Source organism: Paraburkholderia sp. CI2 (genome assembly GCF_014201055.1).
In the GTDB taxonomy this organism is placed as follows: domain Bacteria; phylum Pseudomonadota; class Gammaproteobacteria; order Burkholderiales; family Burkholderiaceae; genus Paraburkholderia; species Paraburkholderia tuberum.
Genome location: NZ_JACHDL010000010.1, coordinates 130611 through 155277 on the forward strand (window position 1 = coordinate 130611; position 24667 = coordinate 155277).

At 65.4% G+C, this 24667-nt stretch carries 20 protein-coding genes and 1 pseudogene; 16 read left to right on the forward strand and 5 right to left on the reverse strand.

Annotation, left to right across the window (positions count from 1 at the left end; genetic code table 11):
* Positions 1 to 114: 114 nt before the first annotated feature.
* Entirely contained in the window at positions 115 to 1671 is a 1557-nt protein-coding gene (locus HDG32_RS16195; protein WP_221307759.1) for an amidase, read from the forward strand.
* 108 nt (positions 1672 to 1779) lie between these two features.
* On the opposite strand, the gene HDG32_RS16200 is transcribed toward HDG32_RS16195, so the two are convergent.
* From HDG32_RS16200 to HDG32_RS16210, 3 genes are all read right to left on the reverse strand, one after another.
* Positions 1780 to 2091 carry a high-potential iron-sulfur protein gene (locus tag HDG32_RS16200; protein WP_184026020.1) on the reverse strand — a complete coding sequence of 104 codons (312 nt, stop codon included), beginning with the start codon at positions 2089 to 2091 and terminating at the stop codon, positions 1780 to 1782.
* A 133-nt stretch (positions 2092 to 2224) separates the two neighbouring features.
* Positions 2225 to 3331: an NAD(P)/FAD-dependent oxidoreductase gene (locus HDG32_RS16205; RefSeq protein ID WP_184068809.1), complete on the reverse strand. Its 1107-nt coding sequence runs from the start codon at positions 3329 to 3331 to the stop codon at positions 2225 to 2227.
* A 355-nt stretch (positions 3332 to 3686) separates the two neighbouring features.
* Positions 3687 to 4664, reverse strand: coding sequence for an AAA family ATPase (locus HDG32_RS16210; RefSeq protein WP_184060843.1), 978 nt, complete (start codon positions 4662 to 4664; stop codon positions 3687 to 3689).
* 270 nt (positions 4665 to 4934) lie between these two features.
* Between HDG32_RS16210 and HDG32_RS16215 the strand changes: the two genes are divergently transcribed.
* A complete protein-coding gene (locus tag HDG32_RS16215) occupies positions 4935 to 5495 on the forward strand; it encodes a hypothetical protein (protein ID WP_184068812.1) in 561 nt (186 codons plus the stop codon).
* A 54-nt stretch (positions 5496 to 5549) separates the two neighbouring features.
* Positions 5550 to 6347 (forward strand): endonuclease/exonuclease/phosphatase family protein, encoded by a 798-nt coding sequence (locus tag HDG32_RS16220; RefSeq protein ID WP_184068815.1) that lies wholly within the window; start codon positions 5550 to 5552, stop codon positions 6345 to 6347.
* A 45-nt stretch (positions 6348 to 6392) separates the two neighbouring features.
* Here the strand turns inward: HDG32_RS16220 and HDG32_RS16225 are convergent, their stop codons facing one another.
* Complete coding sequence (locus tag HDG32_RS16225; RefSeq protein ID WP_184068818.1) at positions 6393 to 7397, reverse strand: aldose 1-epimerase; 1005 nt, start codon at positions 7395 to 7397, stop codon at positions 6393 to 6395.
* Between the two features lie 340 nt (positions 7398 to 7737).
* On the opposite strand from HDG32_RS16225, the gene HDG32_RS16230 reads away from it, so the two are divergent.
* The 5 genes from HDG32_RS16230 to HDG32_RS16250 all read left to right on the forward strand — a co-directional run bounded on the left by HDG32_RS16230 (position 7738) and on the right by HDG32_RS16250 (position 13767).
* A complete protein-coding gene (locus HDG32_RS16230; RefSeq protein ID WP_184068821.1) occupies positions 7738 to 8790 on the forward strand; it encodes a LacI family DNA-binding transcriptional regulator in 1053 nt (350 codons plus the stop codon).
* Between the two features lie 182 nt (positions 8791 to 8972).
* Positions 8973 to 9992 (forward strand): ABC transporter substrate-binding protein, encoded by a 1020-nt coding sequence (locus HDG32_RS16235; RefSeq protein WP_184068824.1) that lies wholly within the window; start codon positions 8973 to 8975, stop codon positions 9990 to 9992.
* A 150-nt stretch (positions 9993 to 10142) separates the two neighbouring features.
* On the forward strand, positions 10143 to 11708 hold the full coding sequence (locus tag HDG32_RS16240) for a sugar ABC transporter ATP-binding protein (protein ID WP_221307764.1): 1566 nt from the start codon (positions 10143 to 10145) through the stop codon (positions 11706 to 11708).
* Positions 11709 to 11772: 64 nt separating this feature from the next.
* The gene (locus HDG32_RS16245) at positions 11773 to 12753 is read left to right on the forward strand and encodes an ABC transporter permease (protein ID WP_409340036.1); all 981 of its coding nucleotides are present in this window, start codon (positions 11773 to 11775) and stop codon (positions 12751 to 12753) included.
* A gap of 57 nt (positions 12754 to 12810) precedes the next feature.
* Positions 12811 to 13767, forward strand: a complete 957-nt coding sequence (locus tag HDG32_RS16250) for an ABC transporter permease (protein ID WP_184068833.1) — start codon at positions 12811 to 12813, stop codon at positions 13765 to 13767.
* A gap of 196 nt (positions 13768 to 13963) precedes the next feature.
* Here the strand turns inward: HDG32_RS16250 and HDG32_RS16255 are convergent.
* Positions 13964 to 14434: pseudogene (locus tag HDG32_RS16255) on the reverse strand (hypothetical protein); the annotation flags it as partial.
* A 548-nt stretch (positions 14435 to 14982) separates the two neighbouring features.
* Between HDG32_RS16255 and HDG32_RS16260 the strand changes: the two are divergent.
* The 8 genes from HDG32_RS16260 (at position 14983) to HDG32_RS16295 (ending at position 24661) form a co-directional block, all read left to right on the forward strand.
* Positions 14983 to 15753: a ferredoxin--NADP reductase gene (locus HDG32_RS16260; protein WP_018419136.1), complete on the forward strand. Its 771-nt coding sequence runs from the start codon at positions 14983 to 14985 to the stop codon at positions 15751 to 15753.
* Between the two features lie 405 nt (positions 15754 to 16158).
* Positions 16159 to 17046: a sensor histidine kinase gene (locus HDG32_RS16265; protein ID WP_184068836.1), complete on the forward strand. Its 888-nt coding sequence runs from the start codon at positions 16159 to 16161 to the stop codon at positions 17044 to 17046.
* Positions 17047 to 17056: 10 nt separating this feature from the next.
* Positions 17057 to 17713, forward strand: a complete 657-nt coding sequence (gene rqpR / locus HDG32_RS16270) for a response regulator transcription factor RqpR (RefSeq protein ID WP_184068839.1) — start codon at positions 17057 to 17059, stop codon at positions 17711 to 17713.
* A gap of 298 nt (positions 17714 to 18011) precedes the next feature.
* On the forward strand, positions 18012 to 19403 hold the full coding sequence (locus tag HDG32_RS16275; protein ID WP_184068842.1) for an amino acid permease: 1392 nt from the start codon (positions 18012 to 18014) through the stop codon (positions 19401 to 19403).
* A gap of 468 nt (positions 19404 to 19871) precedes the next feature.
* Positions 19872 to 20393: a (2Fe-2S)-binding protein gene (locus HDG32_RS16280; protein ID WP_184068844.1), complete on the forward strand. Its 522-nt coding sequence runs from the start codon at positions 19872 to 19874 to the stop codon at positions 20391 to 20393.
* 10 nt (positions 20394 to 20403) lie between these two features.
* Complete coding sequence (locus tag HDG32_RS16285; protein ID WP_184068847.1) at positions 20404 to 22785, forward strand: xanthine dehydrogenase family protein molybdopterin-binding subunit; 2382 nt, start codon at positions 20404 to 20406, stop codon at positions 22783 to 22785.
* A 28-nt stretch (positions 22786 to 22813) separates the two neighbouring features.
* A complete protein-coding gene (locus HDG32_RS16290) occupies positions 22814 to 23611 on the forward strand; it encodes a xanthine dehydrogenase family protein subunit M (RefSeq protein ID WP_184068850.1) in 798 nt (265 codons plus the stop codon).
* A gap of 168 nt (positions 23612 to 23779) precedes the next feature.
* Positions 23780 to 24661 carry a MoxR family ATPase gene (locus HDG32_RS16295; RefSeq protein ID WP_184068853.1) on the forward strand — a complete coding sequence of 294 codons (882 nt, stop codon included), beginning with the start codon at positions 23780 to 23782 and terminating at the stop codon, positions 24659 to 24661.
* The last annotated feature ends 6 nt before the right edge of the window (positions 24662 to 24667 follow it).

The window sequence follows — 24667 nt, forward strand, 5'->3', positions numbered from 1 at the left end:
GCGTGTCGGCCGACACGGCGTCTTTTCACATGTGCGACGCCCGAGCGGGGCAACGCGATGCCGAGCGAAACGCCCCAGTCGCGCGTGCATGGCCGGCCACGAATTCGACGCAGCATGCCAACCGACCGCGAGGGCTCAACCGACGTGCAATCAGACTATCTCGCTCATGACGCCATCGGCCTCGCCGAACTCGTGCGCACGCGCCAGGTCAGCGCGCGCGAATTGATCGACGTCGCGATCTCGCGCACCGAGGCCGTCAATCCCGCGATCAACGCGATCGTTCTGAAGGACTACGATGCGGCCCGCCAACGTGCGTCGCACGAAGACGCGAATCGCGCGAATACCGTCGACGGCACGAACGGAACGGACAACTCCGCCGCCCACGCCGCGCTCGCCGGCGTGCCGTTCCTGATCAAGGATCTCGGCGCGCCCGTTGCGGGACTGCCCATGGCAATGGGCAGCCGACACTACCGCCACTTCATTCCGACTCAGGATGCGCCGGTCGTCGCGCTCGCGAAAGCGGCGGGTTTGAATATCTTCGCGAAGACCAGCACGTCCGAGCTGGGCCAGATGCCTTATACGGAGCCCGAACTATTTGGCGCGTGCCGTAATCCGTGGAATATCGATCACACGCCGGGCGGTTCGAGCGGCGGCGCGGCGGCGGCGGTCGCTGCCGGCATCGTACCGCTCGCGCATGCGTCGGACGGCGGCGGCTCGATCCGGATTCCGGCGTCGTGCTGTGGACTGTTCGGCCTGAAACCCTCGCGCGGTCGCGTGCCGCGCGCGGCGCAGGCCGGCGCCGGCGAACTCGGCATCGATCACGCCGTGTCGCGCAGCGTGCGCGACAGCGCGTTGCTGCTCGATCTGCTGGCCGGCAACGCCGAGCGGCCGAGCGGCGCGCCCGGCACCTTTCTCGGCGCGACGCGCGAGCCGTGCAAACCGCTGACGATCGCCTACGTGACCGAGCCAATGCTCGCGCCGTCGTTATCGGCCGATGCACGCGCCGCGCTCGACGACGCCGCGCAACTCGCGAGCTCACTCGGCCATCGTCTGGAGCCGGTGTCGCTCGGCGTCGATTTCGCGGCGGTCCGTCATGCGTTCCTGACGCTGTGGTCGGTGACCGCCGAGGACCTCGTGCTGAACGCGGAGCGCATCACCGGCCACAAGCCAACGCGCGGCGAGTTCGAAATTTCGACATGGGCGATGGCGCACGTCGGCCGCAAGCTCGGCGAGCAGGGCTTGCCGGCCGCGCTCGACGAACAGCGCCGCATCACCGCGCGTCTGACCGACCTGCTGAACCGCTACGACGTGCTGTTGTGCGCGACGCTCGCGTCCGCGCCGATCAAGATCGGCGAGATGCGACCAAGCTCGGTCGAGCGCATGCAGATGCGCGCGATCACCACGATGCCGCTAGAACGATTGATGAAGAAACTGCTGTTCGAAGCGTCGAACAAGGCGTTCGCGTGGGCCGGATGCACGGAGCTGTTCAACCTGAGCGGCCAGCCGGCGATGTCGGTGCCTTTGTACTGGAATGCGCGCGGGCTGCCGATCGGCGTGCAGTTCGCGGCGCGTATCGGCGGCGAGGCGACTCTGTTCAGACTCGCCGCGCAACTCGAGGCGGCACGGCCGTGGTTCGACAGGCGGCCACCATTGATGAATGCGCGCCGCTAAAAGTCCAGCGGTCCACTGCAATGAAGCTTTGAAAAACCGGCCCGGCATGCGCCGCGGGATTGCGGCGCATCCCGTGCGCGCTTGCAAGCACCTCAAGCGCAGGCTTGATCAGGCCTTCTTGTTATAGGCGCTGCACCATCCCGTGGCCGCGACCTGCTTGCCCGCGAACATCGGGCAGAGGCCGTAGGCATCGCCCGCCTTGCCCTGGAAGAAGCTGCAGTTGCTGCATTGCTCGCCAGGCGTGTATTTGGCGAATTTCGCCTTGTCGACCTTGCTCGCGTCCGCCTTGTAGCCAAGCGCCTGCGCGGTCGGATCGGTTTCGGAGACTTTCGGCGCGTCGGCGAACGCCTGGCGCGACAGCGCGAACGTCGATGCCACACCGATGCTGGTGATCAAAAACGTACGACGGGAAGATCTCATGGGGAACGCACTCCATTTATATGGGAATCAACGCCGTTCTGATGACAGCGTTCGCCAAGCATAGCAACGTAGTCGTCGCCCGTGATATTCCAAATGCTAAAGATAAGCGGATCGGTACGGTCCAAACGCAGCCTCAAGGCCGCCCGCTCAGCTCGCAGACCCGCTGCGCAATCGCAAGCGATGCCGTCAACCCCGGCGACTCGATGCCGAACAGATTGACGAGCCCGCGCACGCCATGCGCGGCCGGCCCCTGGATCATGAAGTCCGCGGCGGGCTCGCCCGGGCCGGACAACTTCGGACGAATACCGGCGTACGCCGGCTGCAACGCGCCATCGGGCAAGGCCGGCCAGTACGCGCGAATCGCCGCATAAAACGACTCCGCGCGACGCGGATCGACGTCGTAATTGATCGCATCGACCCATTCGACGTCGGGGCCGAAGCGCACCTGGCCGCCCAGGTCGAGCGTCAGATGCACGCCGAGGCCGGCTTCGTTCGGCATCGGATAGATCAGGCGGCTGAACGGCGCGCGCCCCGAGATGCTGAAGTAATTGCCGCGCGCGAAGTAGAGCGGCGGCACGTGGCGCGAGTCGAGTCCGCGAATCTTGCGCGCGAGTGCGTTCGCCTGCAGACCCGCGCTGTTGATCACGCAGGCAGCGCTGATCGTGGTGGGCGCCGCACCGCCGACCGCGATGGTGAAACGGCCGTTGTGAGCCTCGATCGCCTCGACCGGCGCATGGAACGCGTACACGGCGCCGTCGCGCTCGGCGTCGCCTTGCAGCGCGAGCATGTACTGATGACTATCGACGATCCCCGTCTGCGGCGAAAACACCGCCTCCACGCATTCGAGCGCCGGTTCGAGCGCCTGCGCCTGATCGCCGGTGACGCGCATCAGGTCGAGCACGCCGTTGTCGCGCCCTTTGGCCATGATGCTTTCGAGCTGCGGAATCTGGTTGCGCGACGTGGCGACGAGCAGCTTGCCGCAGCGCGAATGCGGCACGTTGCGCTCGGCGCAATAGTCATACAGCATTTCGCGGCCGCGCACGCACAGCGTGGCCTTCAGCGATCCGCGCGGATAGTAGATGCCCGCGTGAATCACTTCGCTGTTGCGTGAACTCGTGCCCACGCCGATGGCGTCGGCGGTCTCCAGCACGATCACCTCGCGCCCGCGCGCCGCCAGCGCGCGCGCCGTCGCGAGGCCGATCACGCCGGCGCCGATCACTACACATTCGATCTGATCCATATCCGTTGACGCGGCGCATTGGGCCGCGCGCTGCCTCGTTCAGCCGATGGAAGGAAGACAAGTACGGCACCTCGCCGCCGCGTTCCGTTTGTTGTCGAACGCATCTGTCCGCTGGTCTGCTTATGTCTTTTTATCACCACCACGGAAAATTGTACGACTCGGTACAGACAGAAGTGACAAACGTTCGTGCGCGCCGACCAGACGATGGCGGCGCAAGCTGGCTCGATTCTGCGCTCCACATCGAAAATAGCAATAATTGCCGCGGTGTTCACCACGCAGGCTGTACGAATTTGCCGAGACAGCTCCCCAAATTCCAGAGAAGCGGGGTTTGGGTGCAAAAAACCGACCGAAAACCTCAAAATCCGATCGGTTTTCGCCGGTTTCCGTAATCGAGGCGGATATCGGCGGGCTCGATCTGGTCGCGTCCCGCGATGCGCGCCGCGCCGAAGCCGTTCAGGATCGCGCGGCGCATCTCGCGCGGCGACGCCCGCTTGAGCGCATCGAGGGTCGCTTCGCCAAGCGTCCCCGGAAAGCGCAGGCCCCAGTTGTGCGCGCCGCGGATCTCGTCGTAGATCGACTGCGCGATGCGTCGCGCGCCGGCGTGGTCCGGCGGCGAGATCTCGTAGACGTTCATGCGGTTCAGGATCGGCTCGGGGATCGCGCGTTCGTCGTTGGCGGTCGCGATCCAGATCACGTTGCCCGCGTTGATCGGTATCTCGGCGAACTCGTCGATGAAGCTCTGGGCGGTGTCGTGTTCGAGTAGCGCGTACAACGCGCCGAGCGGATCGTATTGCGAATCGCCGCTCGCCTTGTCGATTTCGTCGACGGCGATCACCGGGTTCGCGTAGCTGCCGTTCACGAGTGCATCGAACACCTTGCCCGGCTTCGCGTTCTTCCATTGCGACGACGCGCCCGACAGAATCCAGCCCGCCGTCAGCGAACTCATCGCGACATATTGGTACGCGGTGCCGAGCAGGCGCGCGAGCTGCTTCGCGAAATGCGTCTTGCCGATGCCGGGCTCGCCGAGCAACAGGATCGGCATCAGTTCGAGCCGGTCCTCGGTTTCGAGGCAAAGCGCGACCTGCTTGCGGATGTCGTCGAGCGGTGCGGAGAAATTGGGCAGCGCGCCGATCAGATCGTCGATCGACGGCATCCGGTTCGGCTTCACGCAGAATCGCAGATTGCCGGTTTTCAGCATCTTTTCGTAGGTCGCGCGCAGCGCCTCGTTCGCGCCCTCGCCAAGACCGTTCAGCGCGCTTTCGACCTCGTCGAGGTCATACACCCGGCTGAACGAGGCCACGGCGATTTCCTGTTTGACCATTGCTGTCGTCATCGCTCACCCCGTTTGGCTGATTCTGCAGCGGCGGCGCCTTGTGAGCGCCGGTTCGAGTCCAGTGTAGCGAGGACACAAACGCGTGCAAGCCAGCAGTCATGTGGCTCTGCTGCTAACGATCGCTGGCATCCCATCCTTATCTTGAATGGAGTGTTGCTGAACCGGCCCTCGTCGACCGTGTCAGAAATCGTTGCGGCCATCGGGGGTAAGATGGCTCTCTAATTGCTACGAGGCACCCACGCAAGCGACGCGTGAGCGGAGATCCTTTTTATGTGGAAAACCAGTATCGTGGCCATGCTGCTTGGCGCTTCGTTGCTCGCCCACGCGCAACAACAGCCAGCGCAGCAGGTCGTGCAATGGCAGCTGCAGGTGGTGAAAGATGGCCAGCAGATCGATTCGTTCGACGGCACCACCACCGTCGGCCAGGCGCGCACGGATACGCATCACCAGGTCGTGCAACACGAGGTCGGCTGCAAGGACCAGCCGGCCGGCAGCATCGATCTGTCACGCACGATCACGGTGTCGCCGCTGCGCGTCGATCCCGAGGGCGTGATGTTTTCGATCGACACACAGGAAACGCTCGAGGACGACAATGCGGCGCGCACCGACATCGGCTGCAAGCTGCCGCCGCAGCCGCGCCAGGTGAGCGCGAGCCACCCGGGTCTCGTGGTGCCGCCGGATCAATGGGCGAGCTGGACGATCGTCGATCACAATCCGAACCTCGTGTACCGCGTGCATGCGAACGTCGTGAGCAACGGTGCGAACGGCAACGGCACGAACGGCGGCATGAGCGGCAATGGCGCCGCGACCGGCAGCAGCAATCCGAACTGACAGGAACCGCGCGCCTTACCGACGCGCTCAAACAGAACACGTGGATAACGCGGCATGCGAAACCCAGAAGAACTGATCCGCGAGAACCTCGCGCCGAACGATTTCGTCGCGGTGAGCTGGAACCTGCACAAGGGCCGCACACCGCTCGGTTTTCAGGCCTGGCAGGCGATGCAGCGCTGGGTTCAATCGACCCACGCGGACGCATACTTCCTGCAGGAAGCGATGGCGCGGCGTATGCCGTCGCCGGTATTGGCGAGCAGTTTCGGCACGCCGATGGCCGATCCACTGACCGACGTATGGCACTGTCAGGCAACCGAAATCGCGCGCGCGCTCGAACTCGAAGTCGCGCTCGGCCCGAACGTGTTCAAGCCGTCATGGCGGCACGGCAATGCGATCCTGTCGCCGCATCCGCTCGATCTCGGCGGCCGCTGGGACATCTCCGCGCACCGCTTCGAAAAGCGCGGCCTGCTGGTCGCGCGTGCGACGTTCGGCGGACGACTCGTCACGTTGCTCTGTGCGCATCTCGCGCTGACGCGTCCGGCGCGGTTGCGGCAGATGGACTGGATCGCGCACTGGATCGCGAAGGAAGCCCCCGATGGTCCGCTCGTGCTGGCCGGCGATTTCAACGATTGGCGCAACGACTCGGTGCCGCTCTTTCGCGAGCATGGCTTGCAGGAAGTCGCGACGCTGCTCGGCGAACCGGCGCGCACGTTCCCGGCGTTCTCGCCGGCGCTGTCGCTCGACAAGATGTTCGTGCGCGACATGCAGCCGGTCGAATGGATCCAGCCGACGCAGGAGACCGCGTGGCTGTCCGATCATTTACCGTATATGGCGAAGTTGCGGCTGGAGTGAGCGCGTCTGTTGGTTGAGCTTTCGCCAACGGAAAGCGCGTCCCCCTCACTCGCGATGCGGCGTCCAGCTCAACGCCGCTTCGATCTCCTCCCCCGGCTGCAATACGCAGCCACCGACGTGTTCTTGTGTACCAACCGCGTTGAAGCAATCGGTCGTATTCGTGACCGGTTCCACGCATAACTGCGGATCGTTGACCGGCGCGAACACGACCAGGTGATCGAACGGCGCGTCGGCACGCATCGTCAGATTGCGGCGCTCGTCGGGCCACGCGATCGTCGCCACGCGCGACCAGTTTGAAAAGTTGTTGTCGAGATCGAACGCATCGGGCGACATGCCCGCGCGCAATGCGTCGACGGCGGGATGCGGGCCGAGATGCGTCGGCAGCACGTCGGTGTCCGCGTGCCACATCGCCTGCACGTCCGCATGGATGCGCGTCGACGCGGTGCGCGGATAGTACGGATGATGGCCCATGCCGAACGGCATCGGCCGGCCGGCGAGATTCCGCGCGGACATCGTGATGTGGAGCGCGCCACCGCGCAACTCGATACGCTGCCGCGCGCGATAGCGAAACGGCCAGTCGCCAGTCACGCTCGCATCCGGTTCGTGCTCGAAGTGCAAGTCCACCGCGCTTTCGCTGCGCGCGCCGACGCGCCACGGATGCCGCCACGCGTTGCCATGCAGCGCGTGGGCGAAACGCGGGTCGTTGCCGGCGAGATCGATCGTCGCGCCGTCGAACGCGAAGCGCGCATCGCGAATCCGGTTGCAGTATGGGAACAGCGGAAAGCTCGCCATGCGCAGCGGATCGCGCGCTTCGAACGCTTCCGGCAGCGCCGGCCGCAGCCAGTGCAACGGACCTTCCGGCGTGACTTCGTAGAACGCCGCGAGCGCGCCGCCAACGTCCGGCGCGAGCACTGCTCGCAACGCACCGGCCGACAACGTGACGAGGCGCGCGGCGATCACGGGATCGTCGAGCCATGAGCGTTGAGTCGCCGATCGAGTAGCGGCATGTGCCTCGCGCGGCCGGGCAGGATTCGGGGAAACGTCGCGCATGGTCAGACGAGGCGAAACCGCGAGCGGAAAGCGGCATCAACGTGCATTCATATCTCCTTTGACGTGCCGCGCACCCCGCGGCCGGCGGACCACCTCAGTCCGCCCCGAGCGAGGATCGCACGACACCGCACCATTGGTCAATATTATTAGTAATAACTTCGTTCAAAAAGGGCCGGTAGCGGACCGTAAGCTCCATCCCCACATGGCGGGTTAGCGCGCGTTGCTGCGCGCATATTATTAGTGGTACCGTCAGCAGCATGATGCCGCTGGCATTCCCTCGCTTCAGCGCCGCCTCGGCGCGGCCCGCACAATGAAAAAATCGACTCAACGCCGTCCCACCATGACCGACATCGCCAAGCTCACCGGCGTGTCGCAATCCACCGTTTCGCTCGTGCTCAACAACGCGGCCGGCGCGAAATTCTCCGATGCGACCCGCAACAAGGTGCTGAAGGCCGCGCACGACCTCGGCTACCGGCTGTCGCTGCGCGCGCCCGTAGCGGCATCGAGCGACGAGCGCAACCTGATCGTCTATCTGGCCGACGAAATCTCGACGAGCCCGCACCCGGTCGTCAACATCGACGGCGCGCGCGACGCCGCGTACGCGAGCGGCAAGATGCTCGCGGTCTACTCGACGCACGGCAACGCCGACATCGAAAAACAGGTACTCGACACGGTCCTCACCAATCCGCACGTGTTCGGTGTGATCTACGCGACCGTCTACACGCGCAAGGTCGCGCCGCCGAGCGCGCTGTCGCAGGTGCCGACCGTGCTGCTGAACTGCTACACCGGCGACAGCACGTTCTCGTCCGTGGTGCCGGCCGAAGTCGCGGGCGGCCATCTGGCGACCGAGTACCTGCTGCAGGCCGGCCACCGGCGCATCGGCTACATCAACGGCGAGCCGTGGCAGGACGCCGCGAAAGACCGCCTGAAGGGCTATCGCACCGCGCTCGCGACCGCCGATCTGCCTTTCGCGGCCGAACTCGTGCGCGACGGCGACTGGAGCCCTGGCCTCGGCTTCGAGCTGACGCTGTCGCTGATGCGCGAGGCCAATCCGCCCACCGCGATCTTCTGCGCCAACGACCTGACCGCGATCGGCGCGATCGAGGCGCTCAAGCAGCTCGGCCTGCGCGTGCCCGAGGACGTGTCGGTGCTCGGCTACGACGACCAGGAAATCGCGCGCCACACGCATCCGCCGCTGTCGACGGTGGTGCTGCCCAACTACGAACTCGGCCGCTGGGCCGTCGAAACGCTGCTGCAGGAAGAGCACAACCGCGCGGCCGGCGCGCCGGTGCGCCATCGCACGGTCAAGCTCGACGGACCGCTGGTGGAACGCACCTCGGTGAGGGTAATTACCGAGGCAAAACCGGCGACAGTTAATATTATTAGTGATTGACCGATAATAATTTTGAGTGGAATAATCGGCACGTCGGGTCGGGAAGACAGCGCGCCGGTGGGCCATCGCCAATCGCGCGCTCGCCGGCGAACCAACGTCGGCCCCCCGGCTGGACAGAGGCAATCCCGAGCAGCACGAAAAGCAAATAAACCGTCACCGGTCACCGGTTACTGGAGGAAGACATGGCGTCGCTCAATACGCAGTCGCGCATGCACGCGCGCAAGCAGCAGATTCGTCCGCTGGCAGCTTCGCTGCTGGCTCTGGCAATCGGTGTCGGCGCGGCGGCCGCGCACGCGGACGACGCATTGCCGAAGTTGCCGACCAAGACCCCGTTGAAGGTCGGCTTCGCGCAGACCGAAAGCAACAACCCATGGCGTCTCGCGGAAACCAAGAGCTTCAAGGACATCGCCGCGAAATGCGGCTGGCAGATCGTGATGACCGACGCCAACGGCTCCAACTCCAAACAGGTCTCCGACATTCAAAGCATGATCGCCCAGCACGTCGATCTGCTGGTGTTCCCGCCGCGTGAAGAGAAGCCGCTCGCGCCGGTCGTGCTGCAGGCGAAGAAGGCCGGCATTCCGGTGATCCTCGTCGACCGCGACGTCGACCAATCGGTGGCGAAGGCTGGCCGCGACTACATCACGTTCATCGGCTCGGACTTCATCGATCAGGGTCACCGCGCCGCCGACTGGCTCGTCAAGGCGACGGGCGGCAAGGCGAAGATCATCGAGCTCGAAGGCACGACGGGTGCGTCGGCCGCGAACGATCGCAAGAAGGGTTTCGACGAAGTCATCGCGAAGCACCCCGGCATGACGATCATCGCGTCGCAAAGCGGCGACTTTGCGCGCGACACCGGCCGCAAGGTGATGGAAACACTGTTGCAGGCGCATCCCGACGTGACCGCCGTGTACGCGCACAACGACGAAATGGCGCTCGGCGCGATTGCCGCGATCAAGGCGGCCGGCAAGCAGCCGGGCAAGGACATTCAGATCGTCACGATCGACGGCACCAAGGGCGGCATGGACGCGATCGCGGCCGGCGAACTCGGCGCGAGCGTGCAGTCGAGCCCGTTCTTCGGCCCGCTCGCCTGCGACGTCGCGCAGCGCTATGCGAAGGGTGAAAAGATCCCCACCTGGATCAAGGTGTCCGACCGCTTCTACGACAAGGAAAACGTGCAGCAGAACATGCAGTACGGCTACTGATCGCAATTATCGGGAAGCGCCCCGGGCGCATCATTTTCCCGGGGACTCCCTTCCGCGTTGTAGCAGGGCATCCGCATCAGGAGAACGCCCGTGACGGAATCTGGCAAAGAGACGCCACACTCCCCCCTTACCCGTTCGCCGCTGCTCGAGATGCAGGACATCGGCATCAGCTTCGGCGGCGTGCCCGCGTTGCGCGGCGCGAACCTGAGCGTCGCCGCGGGCGAAGTGCACGCGCTGATCGGCCAGAACGGCGCCGGCAAATCGACACTGATCAAGATCCTGACCGGCGCCTATCGGCGCGGCTCGGGCAGCGTGAGATTCGAAGGCCGCGAGGTCGATTTCCGCACGCCCAAGCAGGCGCGCGAAGCGGGCATCAGCACGATCTACCAGGAGATCAACCTGGTGCCGTTCCGCTCGGTAGCGGAAAACATCTTTCTCGGCCGCGAGCCGCGCCGCTTCGGTCTGATCGACTGGCGCACGGTGCAGCAGCGCGCGGCCGCGCTGCTCGATTCGTTCGGTTTGCAGATCGACGTGAAAAAGCCGGTCGGTCGTTACTCGACCGCGATCCAGCAAATGGTGGCGCTTGCGCGCGCGGTGTCGTCGGACGCGAAGATGGTGATCATGGACGAATCGACGTCGTCGCTCGACGAGCGCGAAGTCGAACTGCTGTTCACCGTCGTGCGCAAGCTGCGCGACGACGGCCGCGCGGTGATTTTCGTCTCGCACCGGCTCGACGAGCTGTACGCGCTGTGCGATCGCGTGACCGTGATGCGCGACGGCCAGACGGTCGTGCAAAGCACGATGGCCGAGATGGACAAGCTGCAGCTCGTCACGACGATGCTCGGCCGCTCGCTCGGCGCCGTCGTGCAAGACGACACGGCCGCGCGCGAAGCGAATCTCGCGAGGCGCGGCAAGCAGGTGATCGGCGCGACGCAGCTCGGCGCGCCGCCGAAAGTCAACGGCGTGTCGCTCGGCGTGCACGCTGGCGAGGCGGTCGGCCTTGCCGGCCTGCTCGGCTCGGGCCGCACCGAAACGATGCGGCTGATGTTCGGCGCCGATCCGCTGGCACAAGGCGCGCTGTCGATCGGCGGCGAGAAAGTCGCGCTGAAGTCGCCGCAGGACGCGATCGCGCGCGGCCTCGCGTACCTGACCGAAGACCGCAAGGGCGAAGGCATCATTCCCGAGCTGTCGGTGCGCGACAACCTGACGCTCGTCTGTCTGCGCACGCTCGCGAAAAACGGCATCGTCGACGTGAAGAAGCAGCAGGCGATCGTCGATCGCTTCATCGCGTCGCTCGGCATCAAGCTGCGATCGGCCGATCAGCCGATCCGCGAGCTATCGGGCGGCAACCAGCAGAAAGTGCTGCTCGCGCGCTGGCTCGCGGCCGAGCCAGCGCTGCTGCTGCTCGACGAGCCGACGCGCGGCATCGACGTCGGCGCGAAAGCCGACGTCGCGAAGATCGTGCGCGAGTTGCGCGACGCGGGGCTCGCGGTACTGCTGTCCGCCTCCGAACTCGAAGAGTTGACCGCGGTCGCCGATCGCGCGGTCGTGATCCGCGACGGCCGCACGGTCGCCGAACTGAACGGCGCCGACATGAGCGAGACCGCGATCATGGATGCGATCGCCTACGGCAGCGAGGGCCAATCGGCGCTCGCGCAAGCCGCGCAATCGGCACACATCGAAGACGCGTTGGAGGGCGACCGTCATGGCGCTTAAGCTGCGTTCGAATTCGCTGCGCAGCGATGCGGCGGGCGCCGCTGCGGCGGGCGCCGACACCACCATGATGCAATCGACCAATACCCCGCCCGCACGGTCCGCGAGCACCGTGCACAAGTGGCGCCATCTCGCGATGCAACGCGAAGTGATCGTGCTGCTCGCGATGGTGCTGTTCAACCTGATCTTCACGCCGCACTTCTGGTCGTTGCAGACGTTCAACGTGAACATGACGCAGGTCGTGACGATCGTGATCGTCGGCATCGGCATGACGCTGGTCGTCGCGACGGGCGGCATCGATCTGTCGGTGGGCGCGTCGATGGCGATTTCGGGCGCGCTCGCGCCGATGCTGTTCCTCAACATAGCGGGGCCGCTCGGCATCGGGCTTGCGTTCGTGCTGCCGGTAGTCGCGGCGGCCGCATGCGGCGTATTCAACGGCCTGCTCGTCACTCGTTTATCGGTGCAGCCGATCGTCGCGACGCTGGTGTTGTTCATCGCCGGACGCGGCATCGCGCAGGTCGTCACCGACGGCAGCCTGCAGGCGTTCGACACGCCAGCGTTTCAGTGGATCGCGCTCGGCAAGGTCGCGGGCGTGCCGTTCCAGGTGCTGCTGATGCTCGCGCTGGTCGGCGCGTTCGCGTGGGTCGTGCGCAAGACGTTGTTCGGCCAGCATCTGCTGATCACCGGCGGCAACGAAAAAGCCGCGTATCTGTGCGGCGTGCCGACCGCTACCGTCAAGATGATCGCGTACACGCTATGCGCGGCGCTCGCGGGCCTCGCGGGGCTGATCTCGATCTCGGTGAATTCGTCGTCGGATGCGAACGTCGTGGGGCTTGGCGTCGAACTCGATGCGATCGCGGCGGTCGCGGTCGGCGGCACGGCGCTGACGGGCGGCAAGGCGTATATCGGCGGCACGCTGATCGGCGCGCTGATCATCCAGTTGCTGCGCTATACGCTGCTCGCGCACGGCATTCCCGATGCCGCCGCGCTCGTCGTGAAGGCAGGCATCATCGTCGCGGCGGTTTACGTGCAGCGGCGCTCGCGCTGATTCTGGCGCTGGCGCTCATTTTCACGATCTGCGTGCAACCTTTCCGGATTCGATGCGATGAAAAAGAATCTTCCCATCCTGCTCGCACTCGCGGGGCTCGTCGTCTTTGGCCTCGTGCGCTACGACCACTTCGGCTCGGCGTACAACATCACGTCGTTCTGGCGCTACAACTCGATGTTCGCGCTGATCTCCATCGGCATGGCCTTCGTGATCATCACGGGCGGCATCGATCTGTCGGTCGGCACGGTCGCGGCGCTCGCGAGCGTGGTCGCCGCGTTGACGAGCGTCTTCGGCGGCTGGGTCGCGGTGCTGGCCGGTTGCGCGGCCGGGCTCGCGGTCGGTGTGCTGAACGGCGTCATCGTCACGCGGCTCAAGATCCTGCCGTTCATCGTCACGCTCGCGACGAGCCTCGGCGCCCACGGCGTCGCGCTGTTGCTCGGCAAGAACGACGCGGTATCGATCGCGGCCGATTCGAACTTCGGCAACTTCGGTCAGGGCGACCTGTTCGGGCTGCCGATTCCGGGACTCGTCGCGCTCGTCGCCGCGGTCGCCGGCTGGCTCGCGCTGCGCAGCACGCGCTTCGGGCGGCACTCGCTCGCGATCGGCGGCAGCGAAGAGGCCGCGCGGCTGATGGGGCTGAATGTCGACCGCACGCTGGTGATGGCCTATGCGGTCAGCGGGCTGCTCGCCGGCATGGCGGGCGTGATTCTCGCCGCGCAGTTCGGCGCTGGGCAGCCTAACGAAGGCGTCGGTTGGGAGCTGTTCGCGATTTCGGCGGTCGTGCTTGGCGGCACGCTGCTGACCGGCGGCGAGGGTTCCGTCGTGATGACGATTGCCGGCGTGCTGCTGCTCGGGCTCGTGTTCAATCTGCTGAACTTCGAGAACGGGCTCGGGTTCATCAGTCTGTCCGCGTACTGGCAATCGGTGATTCGCGGCGTGTTCCTGCTACTCGTGATCGTGCTGCAGGCGCGCGTGTTGAAACAGCGCGGAAAAAAGCGGGTGCCGGCGGTGTGAGCAAGCGGCACCCGCGAATTGGCGTCATCAATTCCATCGGACAGAATTTCCTTACTTGGCCGAGGCTTGCCGCCACAATCGCCGCCCCCGGCCCATCTCTGTGTACCGTTAGACTCGCCGCGAAACCGTGTGACCGTGACGCGTCCCCGACGCGTCACGACGTCCCCGATCGTCGTCCCCGGTTTCCTTATTGACTGTCGGTGCGCAACGTCCAGACGGTCGCCGTATTCGTGGAGCCAGGCAGCATCTGAACGCCATCCTCGCCGATGGCAAGATCGATCCGCGCGACCTTTCCGTTCAACACATCCGAGACGAAGACCCGGACGAATCGCCCCCCGTCGATCACGGTGAGATCCCAGGGGCCGTCCAGCAGGTTGGGATCTTTCAGTTCCTTGACGAGCCCGCCCTGAAGATTGGTGACGAGCAGCGAGCCCGGCGCGACGACGTTCTTGCCATCCGTGGTCGGCACATTGCCCACCAGCACGAAGCCGCCTCCCAGCACGGCGAGCGCCGTCGTGAGACCGAGATTGCTTCCCTGGAAGAACGTCACCGGATCGCTGTTGGACACGAGCTTGACGATCGTCGTACCGGTTCCCTGCAGATTCGACTTCGCATTGAAATTCGACACCACCACATCGCCGGGTTTGAGCGTGCTCCAGGACGGCACGCCGGCCGGCCACCCACCGCACCGCCTGGCTTCGCGCGACTCGCGTCCTGCGTAAACGAGGCAACGTCGGGCGTATTCCCCAAAAAATCGCGGCGCGCAAACGATAGTCGAAAGCGAGGCGATCTCGATGGCGCCGGCAGGGTTCCGCCCCATTTGCCAGTTTTATCAGCAGGGTCAATGCTGCGGCGCACGCCGCCTTTCGGTATCATCCTGACAATGTTGCCCTTGCGGCGCGTCGCTTTCGCGCCTGCCGGGCAACCAATGGCAGCCGCCCTTCGCGGCGTTCGCCGAATCGCCGTACTCCGCTGAAGCACGGCCGCACTCACGCCAACGTACTTCGCGGCGCCAGCATGCCGGCGCCGCCGCTTCCCGGTTTGGCAACCCGCTTTACCACGCTCGACCGCCGCGCCGCGGCCCCGCCCCGGCGGGCACGGTAAAATGACGGATTGCGCGGGAGTCCCGACCACGGGTCAGCGCAGCATCGCCCCTTGCCGTGCCGGCCGGCTCAGACGACTGGCCGCCTTTGTTTTCGCACTATCCAAGAAGCCATGAGCAACCTGAATTCACAAACCGTCCTGAGCGTCCATCACTGGACCGATACGCTTTTCAGCTTCACCTGCACGCGCGATCCGTCGTTCCGTTTCGAAAACGGCCAGTTCACAATGGTGGGCCTGCAGGTCGAGGGCAAGCCGCTGCTGCGCGCATACAGCCTCGCCAGTGCGAACTACGAAGAACATCTCGAATTCCTCAGCATCAAGGTGCAGGACGGCCCGCTCACATCGCGTCTGCAGCACCTGAAGGTCGGCGACGAAGTGCTGATCGGCAAGAAGCCGGTCGGCACGCTGGTGGCCGACAACCTGCTGCCGGGCAAGACGCTGTGGCTGTTGTCCACCGGCACGGGCCTCGCGCCGTTCATGTCGATCATCAAGGATCCGGACATTTACGACCGCTACGAGCGCGTGGTCCTCACGCATACCTGCCGTTTCGTCGACGAACTCGCGTACAAGGAATACATCACCGAGCACCTGCCGGCGCATGAACACCTCGGCGAGTTCGTACAGGAAAAGCTGCTGTACTACCCGACCGTCACGCGCGAAGCGTTCCAGAACCGCGGCCGCATCACCGAGCTGATCGAAACCGAAAAGCTGTTCGCCGACCTCGGCGTGCCGGGTTTCTCGCTCGAGGACGACCGCGTCATGCTGTGCGGAAGCCCGCACATGCTGCGCGACACGCGCAAGCTGCTCGAAGACGCGGGCTTCAAGGAAGGCAGCAACAACGAGCCGGGCCATTACGTGGTCGAAAAGGCCTTCGTCGGCTAAGCCGGCCGGCATTCTTCTTCGCGGCCCGCGCGCCGCGAATTCCAAAAAAGGAGCCTCCGGGCTCCTTTTTTTGTTGCTCCGTTACAAATTGGAGCGCGTTGCGTCACCTTCGCTGTCAGAATTCCTCTGACAGCACGAGTCCGCTGTAAACATCATGCAATCTCTGAAGACTCTGCGCTAAGCCTTGGTGCGACTGCTTTTTTAATCTTTTTGAGATATCATCGCGCCGCGAGATCAGACGAATTCATGCACCGATCGTCGTCCACCAGAGTTGTTACTGAATGTAAATTTCGTTACGTTGGGCCATCGTGTTTCGTCCGACGCGAAACCTCGTGATTCGCAGGCTTTGATTCCGTCTGCGCGTGCCCGCTTCGCCGTCCACTCCGCCTCCTGAGAGGGAAATTCATGGATACGTCGACTGCCGTCCCGTTCAACGCTGCGCTGGCTTCGTCCGCGCAGCGTGATGGCTTCGACATGCCATCGCTCGCCGTGCGCGAGATCGAGCGGCTGCGCGCGCGGGTACGCGAGCTGTCGGCCGAATTGGTCGACGCGCAGGAAAGCGTGCGCCGTCACGTCGCGCGCGAGCTGCACGACGGCGTCGGCGCCGAGCTGACTGCGACGCGCTTCGCGCTCGCCGGCATCGAAACCTGGCTGCCCGCCGACGCGCCGCCGCAATGCGCGGCCGCGCTCGCGGTCGCGAATCGTTCGCTCGACGCCGTGCAGGCGGCAAATCGCGACGCCATCGCGCAACTGCACGCGCCGTCGTTCGAGACAGGCCTCGCCGGCGCGCTGCAGTGCTGGGCCCGCGACTTCTCCATGCGCACCGGCTTGCGCATCACCTTCACCTGCAGCGGCGACGCGCGGCTCGCGCGCCTGCCCGCCGATGCCGCGCTCGCCATGTTCCGCGTCGCGCAGGAAGCGCTGAACAACGTCGCGAAGCACGCGCGCGCGACCTGCGCCGACCTGCGCGTCGAAACCGGTGCGCGTCATCTGAGGCTCCTCGTCAGCGACGATGGCATCGGCCTGCCGCGCGGCGCGCGCGAACGCGGTGGCCAGAAAAAAACCGGCGGTCATTTCGGCCTCGCCGGCATGCAGGCGCGCTGCGCCGCATTCGACGGCACGCTGCGAATCAGCGCGAGGCGCACGAGCGTCGGTCGTGGCGAGGACAGCGGCACTGGCAGCAACGCCGCCATCACCCCGCGCGGCACTCTGGTCCAGGCCCGCTTCGCGTGGCACGCGCTGCTCGCGGCCGCCCCAACGCCGCGCGCCGCCCGGCGCGCGCTGCAATCGTGAGCCCGCGACCATGAGCCTGCGCATCCTGATCGTCGAAGATCACGCGGTGGTCCGCCAGGGCGTTCGCCATCTGCTGCTCGATCGCGGCGTCGCGCGCGAGGTCGCCGAGGCGCAAAGCGGCTCCGAAGCGCTCGACCGGGTCGTCCACCAGAGCTTCGACGTCGTGCTGCTCGACATTTCGCTGCCCGACATGAATGGCGTCGAGGTGCTCAAGCGTCTGAAGCGCAAGGCACCGCGCGTGGCGGTGCTGATGTTCTCGATGTACCGCGAGGACCAGTACGCGGTGCGCGCGCTCAAAGCCGGCGCGTCCGGCTATCTGTCGAAGACGGTCGATGCCGCGCAGATGATCGGCGCGATCCAGCAGGTCGCGGCGGGCCGCAAGTACGTGAGCCCCGAGATGGCCGAGGCGCTCGCCGACTACGTGTCGTTCGACGGCGAGCAGTTGCCGCACGAAAAGCTGTCCGATCGGGAGTACCAGACGCTGTGCATGCTCGCGTCCGGCAAACGTCTCACCGATATCGCGGCCGCGCTGTCGCTGTCGGTGAAGACGGTCAGCGTGTACCGCACGCGGCTGCTCGACAAGATGAAGCTGCGCAACAACGCCGAGCTGACCTTCTATGTAATGAGCAACCGCCTCGTCGATCTGAATCCCGCGATGGCGGGCTAGCCCAGCAGGCGCCGCCAGCCGTGCCTGCGGCGTTGCGCCGCGGTCGTCCGATCGTGGCGCCGGCGCAATCGGAGAGATTGCATCCTCATCAATTGACTATTCAGTAAATAGCTTCACCGCCGCCCCGCTTCCGGCACCGCAAGACCTCCTCGAAATCACCTCCTGGCAGAAGTTTCCGCCCATCGCCTTGGCCCGGAAAGGGCCGCGCGAACCAGCCCGGCGACACGCATCCGCTAGAATCGCGGGTTTTCCCGACATTCGGCGCGCAACAAGCGTGCACCACTGGAGATCCACGCCAATGTCCCTGTTTCGCAAAAAGAGCGTCGAGCACATGCTTGCGGCGAGCGCTCAGACCGCCGGCCTGAAAAAGGCGCTGGGCGCGCTCGACCTGACTTTCCTCGGCGTCGGCGCCATCATCGGCACCGGCATCTTCGTGCTGACCGGCACGGGCGCCTTACAGGCCGGTCCCGCGCTGATGATCTCGTTCCTGATCGCGGCGATCGCCTGCGGCTTCGCCGCGCTCGCCTACGCTGAATTCGCATCGACGATTCCGGTCGCCGGTTCGATCTACACGTACTCGTATGCGACGCTCGGCGAGCTGGCCGCGTGGATCATCGGCTGGGACCTGATGCTCGAGTACGGGCTCGCGACCTCGGCGGTGTCGGTCGGCTGGTCCGGCTATCTGCAGTCGTTGCTGTCGGGCTTCGGCGTATCGCTGCCGATGGCGCTGAGCGCAGCCCCCGGCGCCGTGCCCGGACACGAAACGCTGTTCAACCTGCCCGCCTTCCTCGTGATGATGGCGATCACCACGCTGCTGTCGCTCGGCGTGCGCGAATCCGCGCGAATCAACAACATCATGGTTGCGATCAAGGTCGTCGTCGTGCTGCTCGTGATCGGCGTCGGCGTGTTTCACGTCACGCCGGCCAACTGGCACCCGTTCATGCCTCACGGCTGGAGCGGCGTGTTCGGCGCGGCCGCGGTGATGTTCTTCGCGTTCATCGGCTTCGACTCGGTGTCGTCGGCGGCCGAAGAAGTGAAGAATCCGAAGGGCGACCTCCCGATCGGCATCATCGCGTCGCTCGGCGTGTGCGCGGTGCTGTATGTGGCCGTGGCCGCGGTCGTCACCGGCATCGTGCCGTCCGGGAAGTTCATGGGCATTTCGCACCCGGTGTCGTACGCGCTGCAACTCGCGGGGCAGAACTGGGTCGCGGGCTTCATCGACCTCGGCGCCGTGCTCGGCATGCTGACCGTGATTCTCGTGATGGCCTACGGTCAGACGCGGGTGATCTTCGCGATGTCGCGCGACGGCCTGCTGCCCGCGAAGCTGTCGAAAGTGCATCCGCGTTTCGCGACGCCGTTCTTCACGACGTGGCTCGTCGGCATCTTCTTCGGCCTGATCGGCGCGTTGGTGCCGCTCAATGTGTTGGCTGAGCTGATCAATATCGGCACGCTCGCGGCGTTCTCGATGGTGTCGATCGCGGTGCTCGTGCTGCGCAAGACGCACCCAGAGCTGCCGCGCGCGTTCCGTTGCCCTGGCGTGCCGGTCGTGCCGGTGCTCGCGGTCGCATCGTGCCTGTTCCTGATGCTGAATCTGCAAGGCATCACGTGGGGCGCGTTCGTGATCTGGCTGCTGATCGGCATGTTCATCTATTTCGGCTACTCGCGCCGTCATTCGAAACTGGCAAAGTAATGCGCCGTTTCGATGAAGCCACGCCAATGAGCTGAATGCTCGCGAGCGTGGCCTCGCTTTCCGCTGATCTATCGATGCGCCCCGTCATGCTCCGCAGACGGGGCGCTTGTCTTTGCGGCGTCCCATTCCGTGGCCGCCATGTTCTCTTCCTGCGCTCGCGTGCGCCGACACACTTCCCCTCATAGCGCGCCCGCGCGATTTGTGCTTTACTTTTCGGCAGATTTGTAAAACCCGTAGTACCCTCATCGGACCTGGCGAATCGAAGTCAGCACGCAGTCGAAGCAAAGCAGGGGGCAATAACAATCACAGGTCCGGTCTCACCCACAGCAACTATCTTGCATGGGATCGTGGTCTGCGCCGAGGCAGGGATCGATACGCCAACGCGCTCGCTCCGATCGACCGCGATAAACGCATGGGACCGCAGTAAGCGCTGAAGCGCTAACTGCGGTCGACAAAGGAGACAGCTTCATGGCGATCAGCATCAGTCTGACGGTCAATGGCGCGCCCGTGAGCGCCTCAGTCGACCCTGGCACCCTGCTTGTCCAGTTCCTGCGCGATCAACTCCGTCTGACCGGCACCCATGTCGGCTGCGATACGGCGCAATGCGGCGCCTGCACCGTGCATCTGAACGGCCGCGCGATCAAGTCCTGCAACATCCTCGCCGTGCAAGCCGATGGCGCGGAAGTCACGACCATCGAAGGGCTCGCGCACAACGGCGCGCTGCATCCGATGCAGGCCGCCTTCAAGCACTGCCACGGTCTGCAATGCGGCTTCTGCACGCCGGGCATGGTGATGAACGCGGTGTCGCTGGTGCAGCGTCAACCCGATCTGACCGGCGACGAGGTGCGCGAGCAGCTCGACGGCAACCTATGCCGCTGTACGGGCTATCACAACATCGTCAAGGCCGTGCTCGAAGGCGCCGCGGGTATGAAGTCCGCCGCATTGAGCGCATCTGCCGGCGCGAATGCCGCCGGCGCAACCGCCGCCTGAGGAGCCGACGATGAACGCACCCGATACACAGAGCCTGATTGGCGCCGCCGTCGAACGCAAGGAAGACTATCGCTTCCTGACCGGCAAAGGCCAGTACACCGACGACATCGTGCTGCCGCAGCAAACCTACGCGGTGTTCCTGCGCTCACCGCACGCGCACGCGAAGATCACAAGCATCGACACGAGCGCGGCCAAACAGTCGCCGGGCGTGATCGCGATCTTCACCGGCGCGGATCTCGCCGCCGACAACGTCGGCGGATTGCCGTGCGGCTGGCTGATCCACAGCACCGACGGCAAGCCGATGAACGAGCCGCCGCATCCGGTGATCGCGCATACGAAAGCACGGCACGTGGGCGATCAGGTCGCGCTCGTGATCGCTGAATCGATCAAGGCGGCGAAAGATGCGGCCGAACTGATCGAAGTCGATTACGAAGAACTGCCGGCCGTCGTCGATACCGCGCATGCGGCCGACCCGGGTCAAGCGGCCGTGCACGACGAAGTGCCCGACAACGTCTGCTACAACTGGGGCCACGGCGACAAGGCCGCGACCGACGCCGCGTTCGCGAAAGCCGCACACGTGACCACGCTCGACATCGTCAACAACCGCCTCGTGCCGAACGCGATCGAACCGCGCGCGGTCAACGCGAACTTTTCGGCGCAGGACGACAGCTACACGCTGTACGTCGCGAATCAGAACCCGCACGTCGAGCGGCTGCTGATGGCCGCGTTCGTGCTGTCGCTGCCCGAATCGAAGCTGCGCGTGATCGCGCCGGACGTCGGCGGCGGCTTCGGCTCGAAGATCTTCCTGTACGCCGAAGACGTCGCGCTCACCTGGGCGTCGAAGAAGATCGGCCGGCCGGTCAAATGGACCGCCGAGCGCTCCGAGGCGTTCCTTTCCGATGCGCACGGCCGCGATCACGTGACCAAAGCCGAGCTTGCGCTGGACGCCGACGGCAAGTTCCTCGCCATGCGCGTGCATACGATCGCCAACATGGGCGCGTATCTGTCGACGTTCGCGTCGAGCGTGCCGACGATCCTGTACGCGACGCTGCTCGCCGGCCAATACGCAACGCCCGCGATCTACGCCGAAGTGCAGGCGGTCTTCACCAACACCGTTCCCGTCGATGCGTATCGCGGCGCGGGCCGGCCGGAAGCGACGTTCGTCGTCGAGCGCCTGGTGGAAGCCGCGGCGCGCGAGATGAAACTCGACCCCGCGGAAATCCGCCGCCGCAATTTCATCACGCAATTCCCGTACGCGACGCCGGTCGGCCTCACCTACGACACCGGCGACTACAACGCGATCCTCTCGCGCGCGCTCACGCTCGCGGACGTCGAGGGCTTCGCCGCACGCCGGCAGGAATCCGAACAGAACGGCAAGCGCCGCGGCCTCGGCTACTCGTGCTACATCGAGGCATGCGGTCTCGCGCCGTCGAACATCGCGGGCGCGCTCGGCGCGCGCGCGGGCCTGTTCGAAGTCGGCCAGATTCGCGTGCACCCGACCGGCTCGGTCACCGTGTTCACGGGCTCGCACAGTCACGGCCAGGGGCATGAGACGACCTTCGCACAAGTCGTCGCGGACCGCCTCGGCATTCCGCTCGAAAGCGTCGAGATCGTGCACGGCGACACCGGCCGCATCGCGTTCGGCATGGGCACGTACGGTTCGCGTTCGATCGCGGTCGGCGGCTCGGCCATCTCGAAGGCGCTCGACAAGATCGAAGCAAAGGCGAAGAAGATCGCCGCGCATCTGCTCGAAGCGTCGGCTGAAGACATCGAGTTCAGGAACGGTGTGTTCCGCGTCGCGGGCACCGACCGCACCAAGGCGTTCGCGGAGATCTCGCTCGCCGCGTACGTGCCGCACAACTATCCGCTCGACGTGCTCGAACCGGGGCTCGAAGAAAGCGCGTTCTACGATCCGACCAACTTCACGTATCCGTCGGGCGCGTATATCTGCGAGATCGAAGTCGATCCGGACACCGGCGTCTCCCGCATCCAGCAGTTCACCGCGGTCGACGATTTTGGCAACGTGATCAATCCGATGATCGTCGAAGGTCAGGTGCATGGCGGGCTCGGGCAAGGCATCGGTCAGGCGATGCTCGAGCGCTGCGTGTACGACAACGACAGCGGCCAGTTGCTGTCCGGCTCTTACATGGACTACGCGATGCCGCATGCGTCCGACCTGCCCGACTTCACGGTCGAAACGTCGAAGGGCACGCCGTGCACGCACAATCCGCTCGGCGTCAAAGGCTGCGGCGAAGCGGGCGCGATCGGCTCACCGCCGGCCGTGATCAACGCGATTATCGACGCGCTCGCGCCGCTTGGCGTGACCAATCTGCAGATGCCGGCCACGCCGCATCGCGTCTGGTCCGCGATTCAAGCCGCGAAGCAAGCCTGACCCAACGATCCTGAGCGGAGCATTCGACATGTATTCATTCGAGTATCAACGCGCGACGGATCCGCAAGCGGCCGCCGCAGCCCTCACCGCCGACAGCGACGCGAAGTTCCTCGCCGGCGGCCAGAGCCTTCTGCCGACGATGCGCCTGCGTCTCGCGCAGCCGTCGCAACTGATCGACGTGACGCGAATTCCCGCGCTCAGGACGATCACCGTCGACGCCAGCACGGTGACGATCGGCGCAGCCGTCTGTCACGCGGACGTCGCCGAACACGCGGACGTGCGGCGCGTGTTGCCCGCGCTCGCGGAGCTGGCCGCGAATATCGGCGATCGCCAGGTGCGCGCGCTCGGCACGATCGGCGGCTCGCTCGCGAACAACGACCCGGCCGCGTGCTACCCGGCGGCGGCGATGGGCCTCGATGCGACGATCGTCACGGACCGGCGGCGCATCGCTTCGGCCGATTTCTTCGTCGGCATGTACGAGACCGCGCTCGCGCCCGACGAGCTGATCGTCGCCGTCGAGTTTCCGGTGCCTGAGCGTGCCGCATACGAGAAATTCCGCAATCCGGCCTCGCATTTCGCGCTGGTCGGCGTGTTCGTCGCGAAGTCCGCGAGCGGCGTGCGCGTCGCGGTAACGGGGGCGGCATCATCGGTGTTTCGCGTGGCCGAGCTCGAAAGCGCGCTGTCGACGAACTTCACGCCCGAGGCGGCACGTGCAGTGAGCGTGTCGCCCGACGAGCTGAACGACGACATGCACGCGAGCGCCGCGTATCGCGCGCATCTGATTCCGGTGCTCGCCGCGCGCGCGGTCACGAAGGCAAATGCCTAGCGATCCTCGCCAGGCGCCCCGGCTTGCCGCGCCTTCACCACGGTGCGCGCAAGCCGGCTTCGTTCACTTCGCGAGCCGGCGCGACAGTTCGACGCCGGGCTCGCGGCCATTGCGTTCTTCACTCGCGCCACGCTTTGCCATGGCCTGTCGCGCAGATTCAGGATCACCATGCAGCCGGCTTCGATCGACGACACCCTCACCCAACTCGCCGCCCAACGCTATTTCGCGAGCCGCGAGCTCGCGACCGCACTGTATCTCGCGCTGCGCATGGAGCGGCCGTTGTTCGTCGAAGGCGAGCCGGGTGTCGGCAAAACCGAGCTCGCGAAAGCGGCGGCGGGCATGCTCGGCACCACGTTGCTGCGCCTGCAATGCTATGAAGGCCTCGACACCGCGAGCGCGCTGTATGAGTGGGACTACCCGCGCCAGATCATGGCGCTGCGGCTTGCCGAAGCGAGCGGCGAGCGCCCCGACAACGACACGCTATATCGTGGCGAATTCCTGCTGAAGCGTCCGCTTCTGCAGGCGTTGATGCCCGACGAAAACCATCCCGGCGCGCGGCGCGTGCTGCTGATCGACGAAATCGACCGCGCCGACGAACCGTTCGAGGCATTCCTGCTCGAACTCCTGTCCGACTTCCAGGTATCGATTCCCGAATACGGCACCGTGCGCGCGACGCAGCCGCCGCTCGTCATCATGACGTCGAACCGCACGCGCGAAGTGCACGACGCGTTGAAGCGCCGCTGTCTGTATCAATGGATCGGCTATCCGGACCGCGATCGCGAACTGGAGATCGTCGCCGCGCGCGCGCCGCAAACGTCGGCGCAATTGCAGCGGCGCGCGGTCGACTTCGTGCATCGGCTGCGCGGCATGGATCTGTTCAAGGCGCCCGGCATCGCCGAGACGATCGATTGGTGCCGCGCGCTCGAAGCGCTGTCGGTCACGGAGCTCGATCCACAATCGGTGCAGAACACGCTCGGCGTGCTGCTCAAGTATCAGGACGATCTCGCGCGTGTGGATGCCGCGCAGATCGCGCAGTGTCTGTCCGGGTGAGGGTCG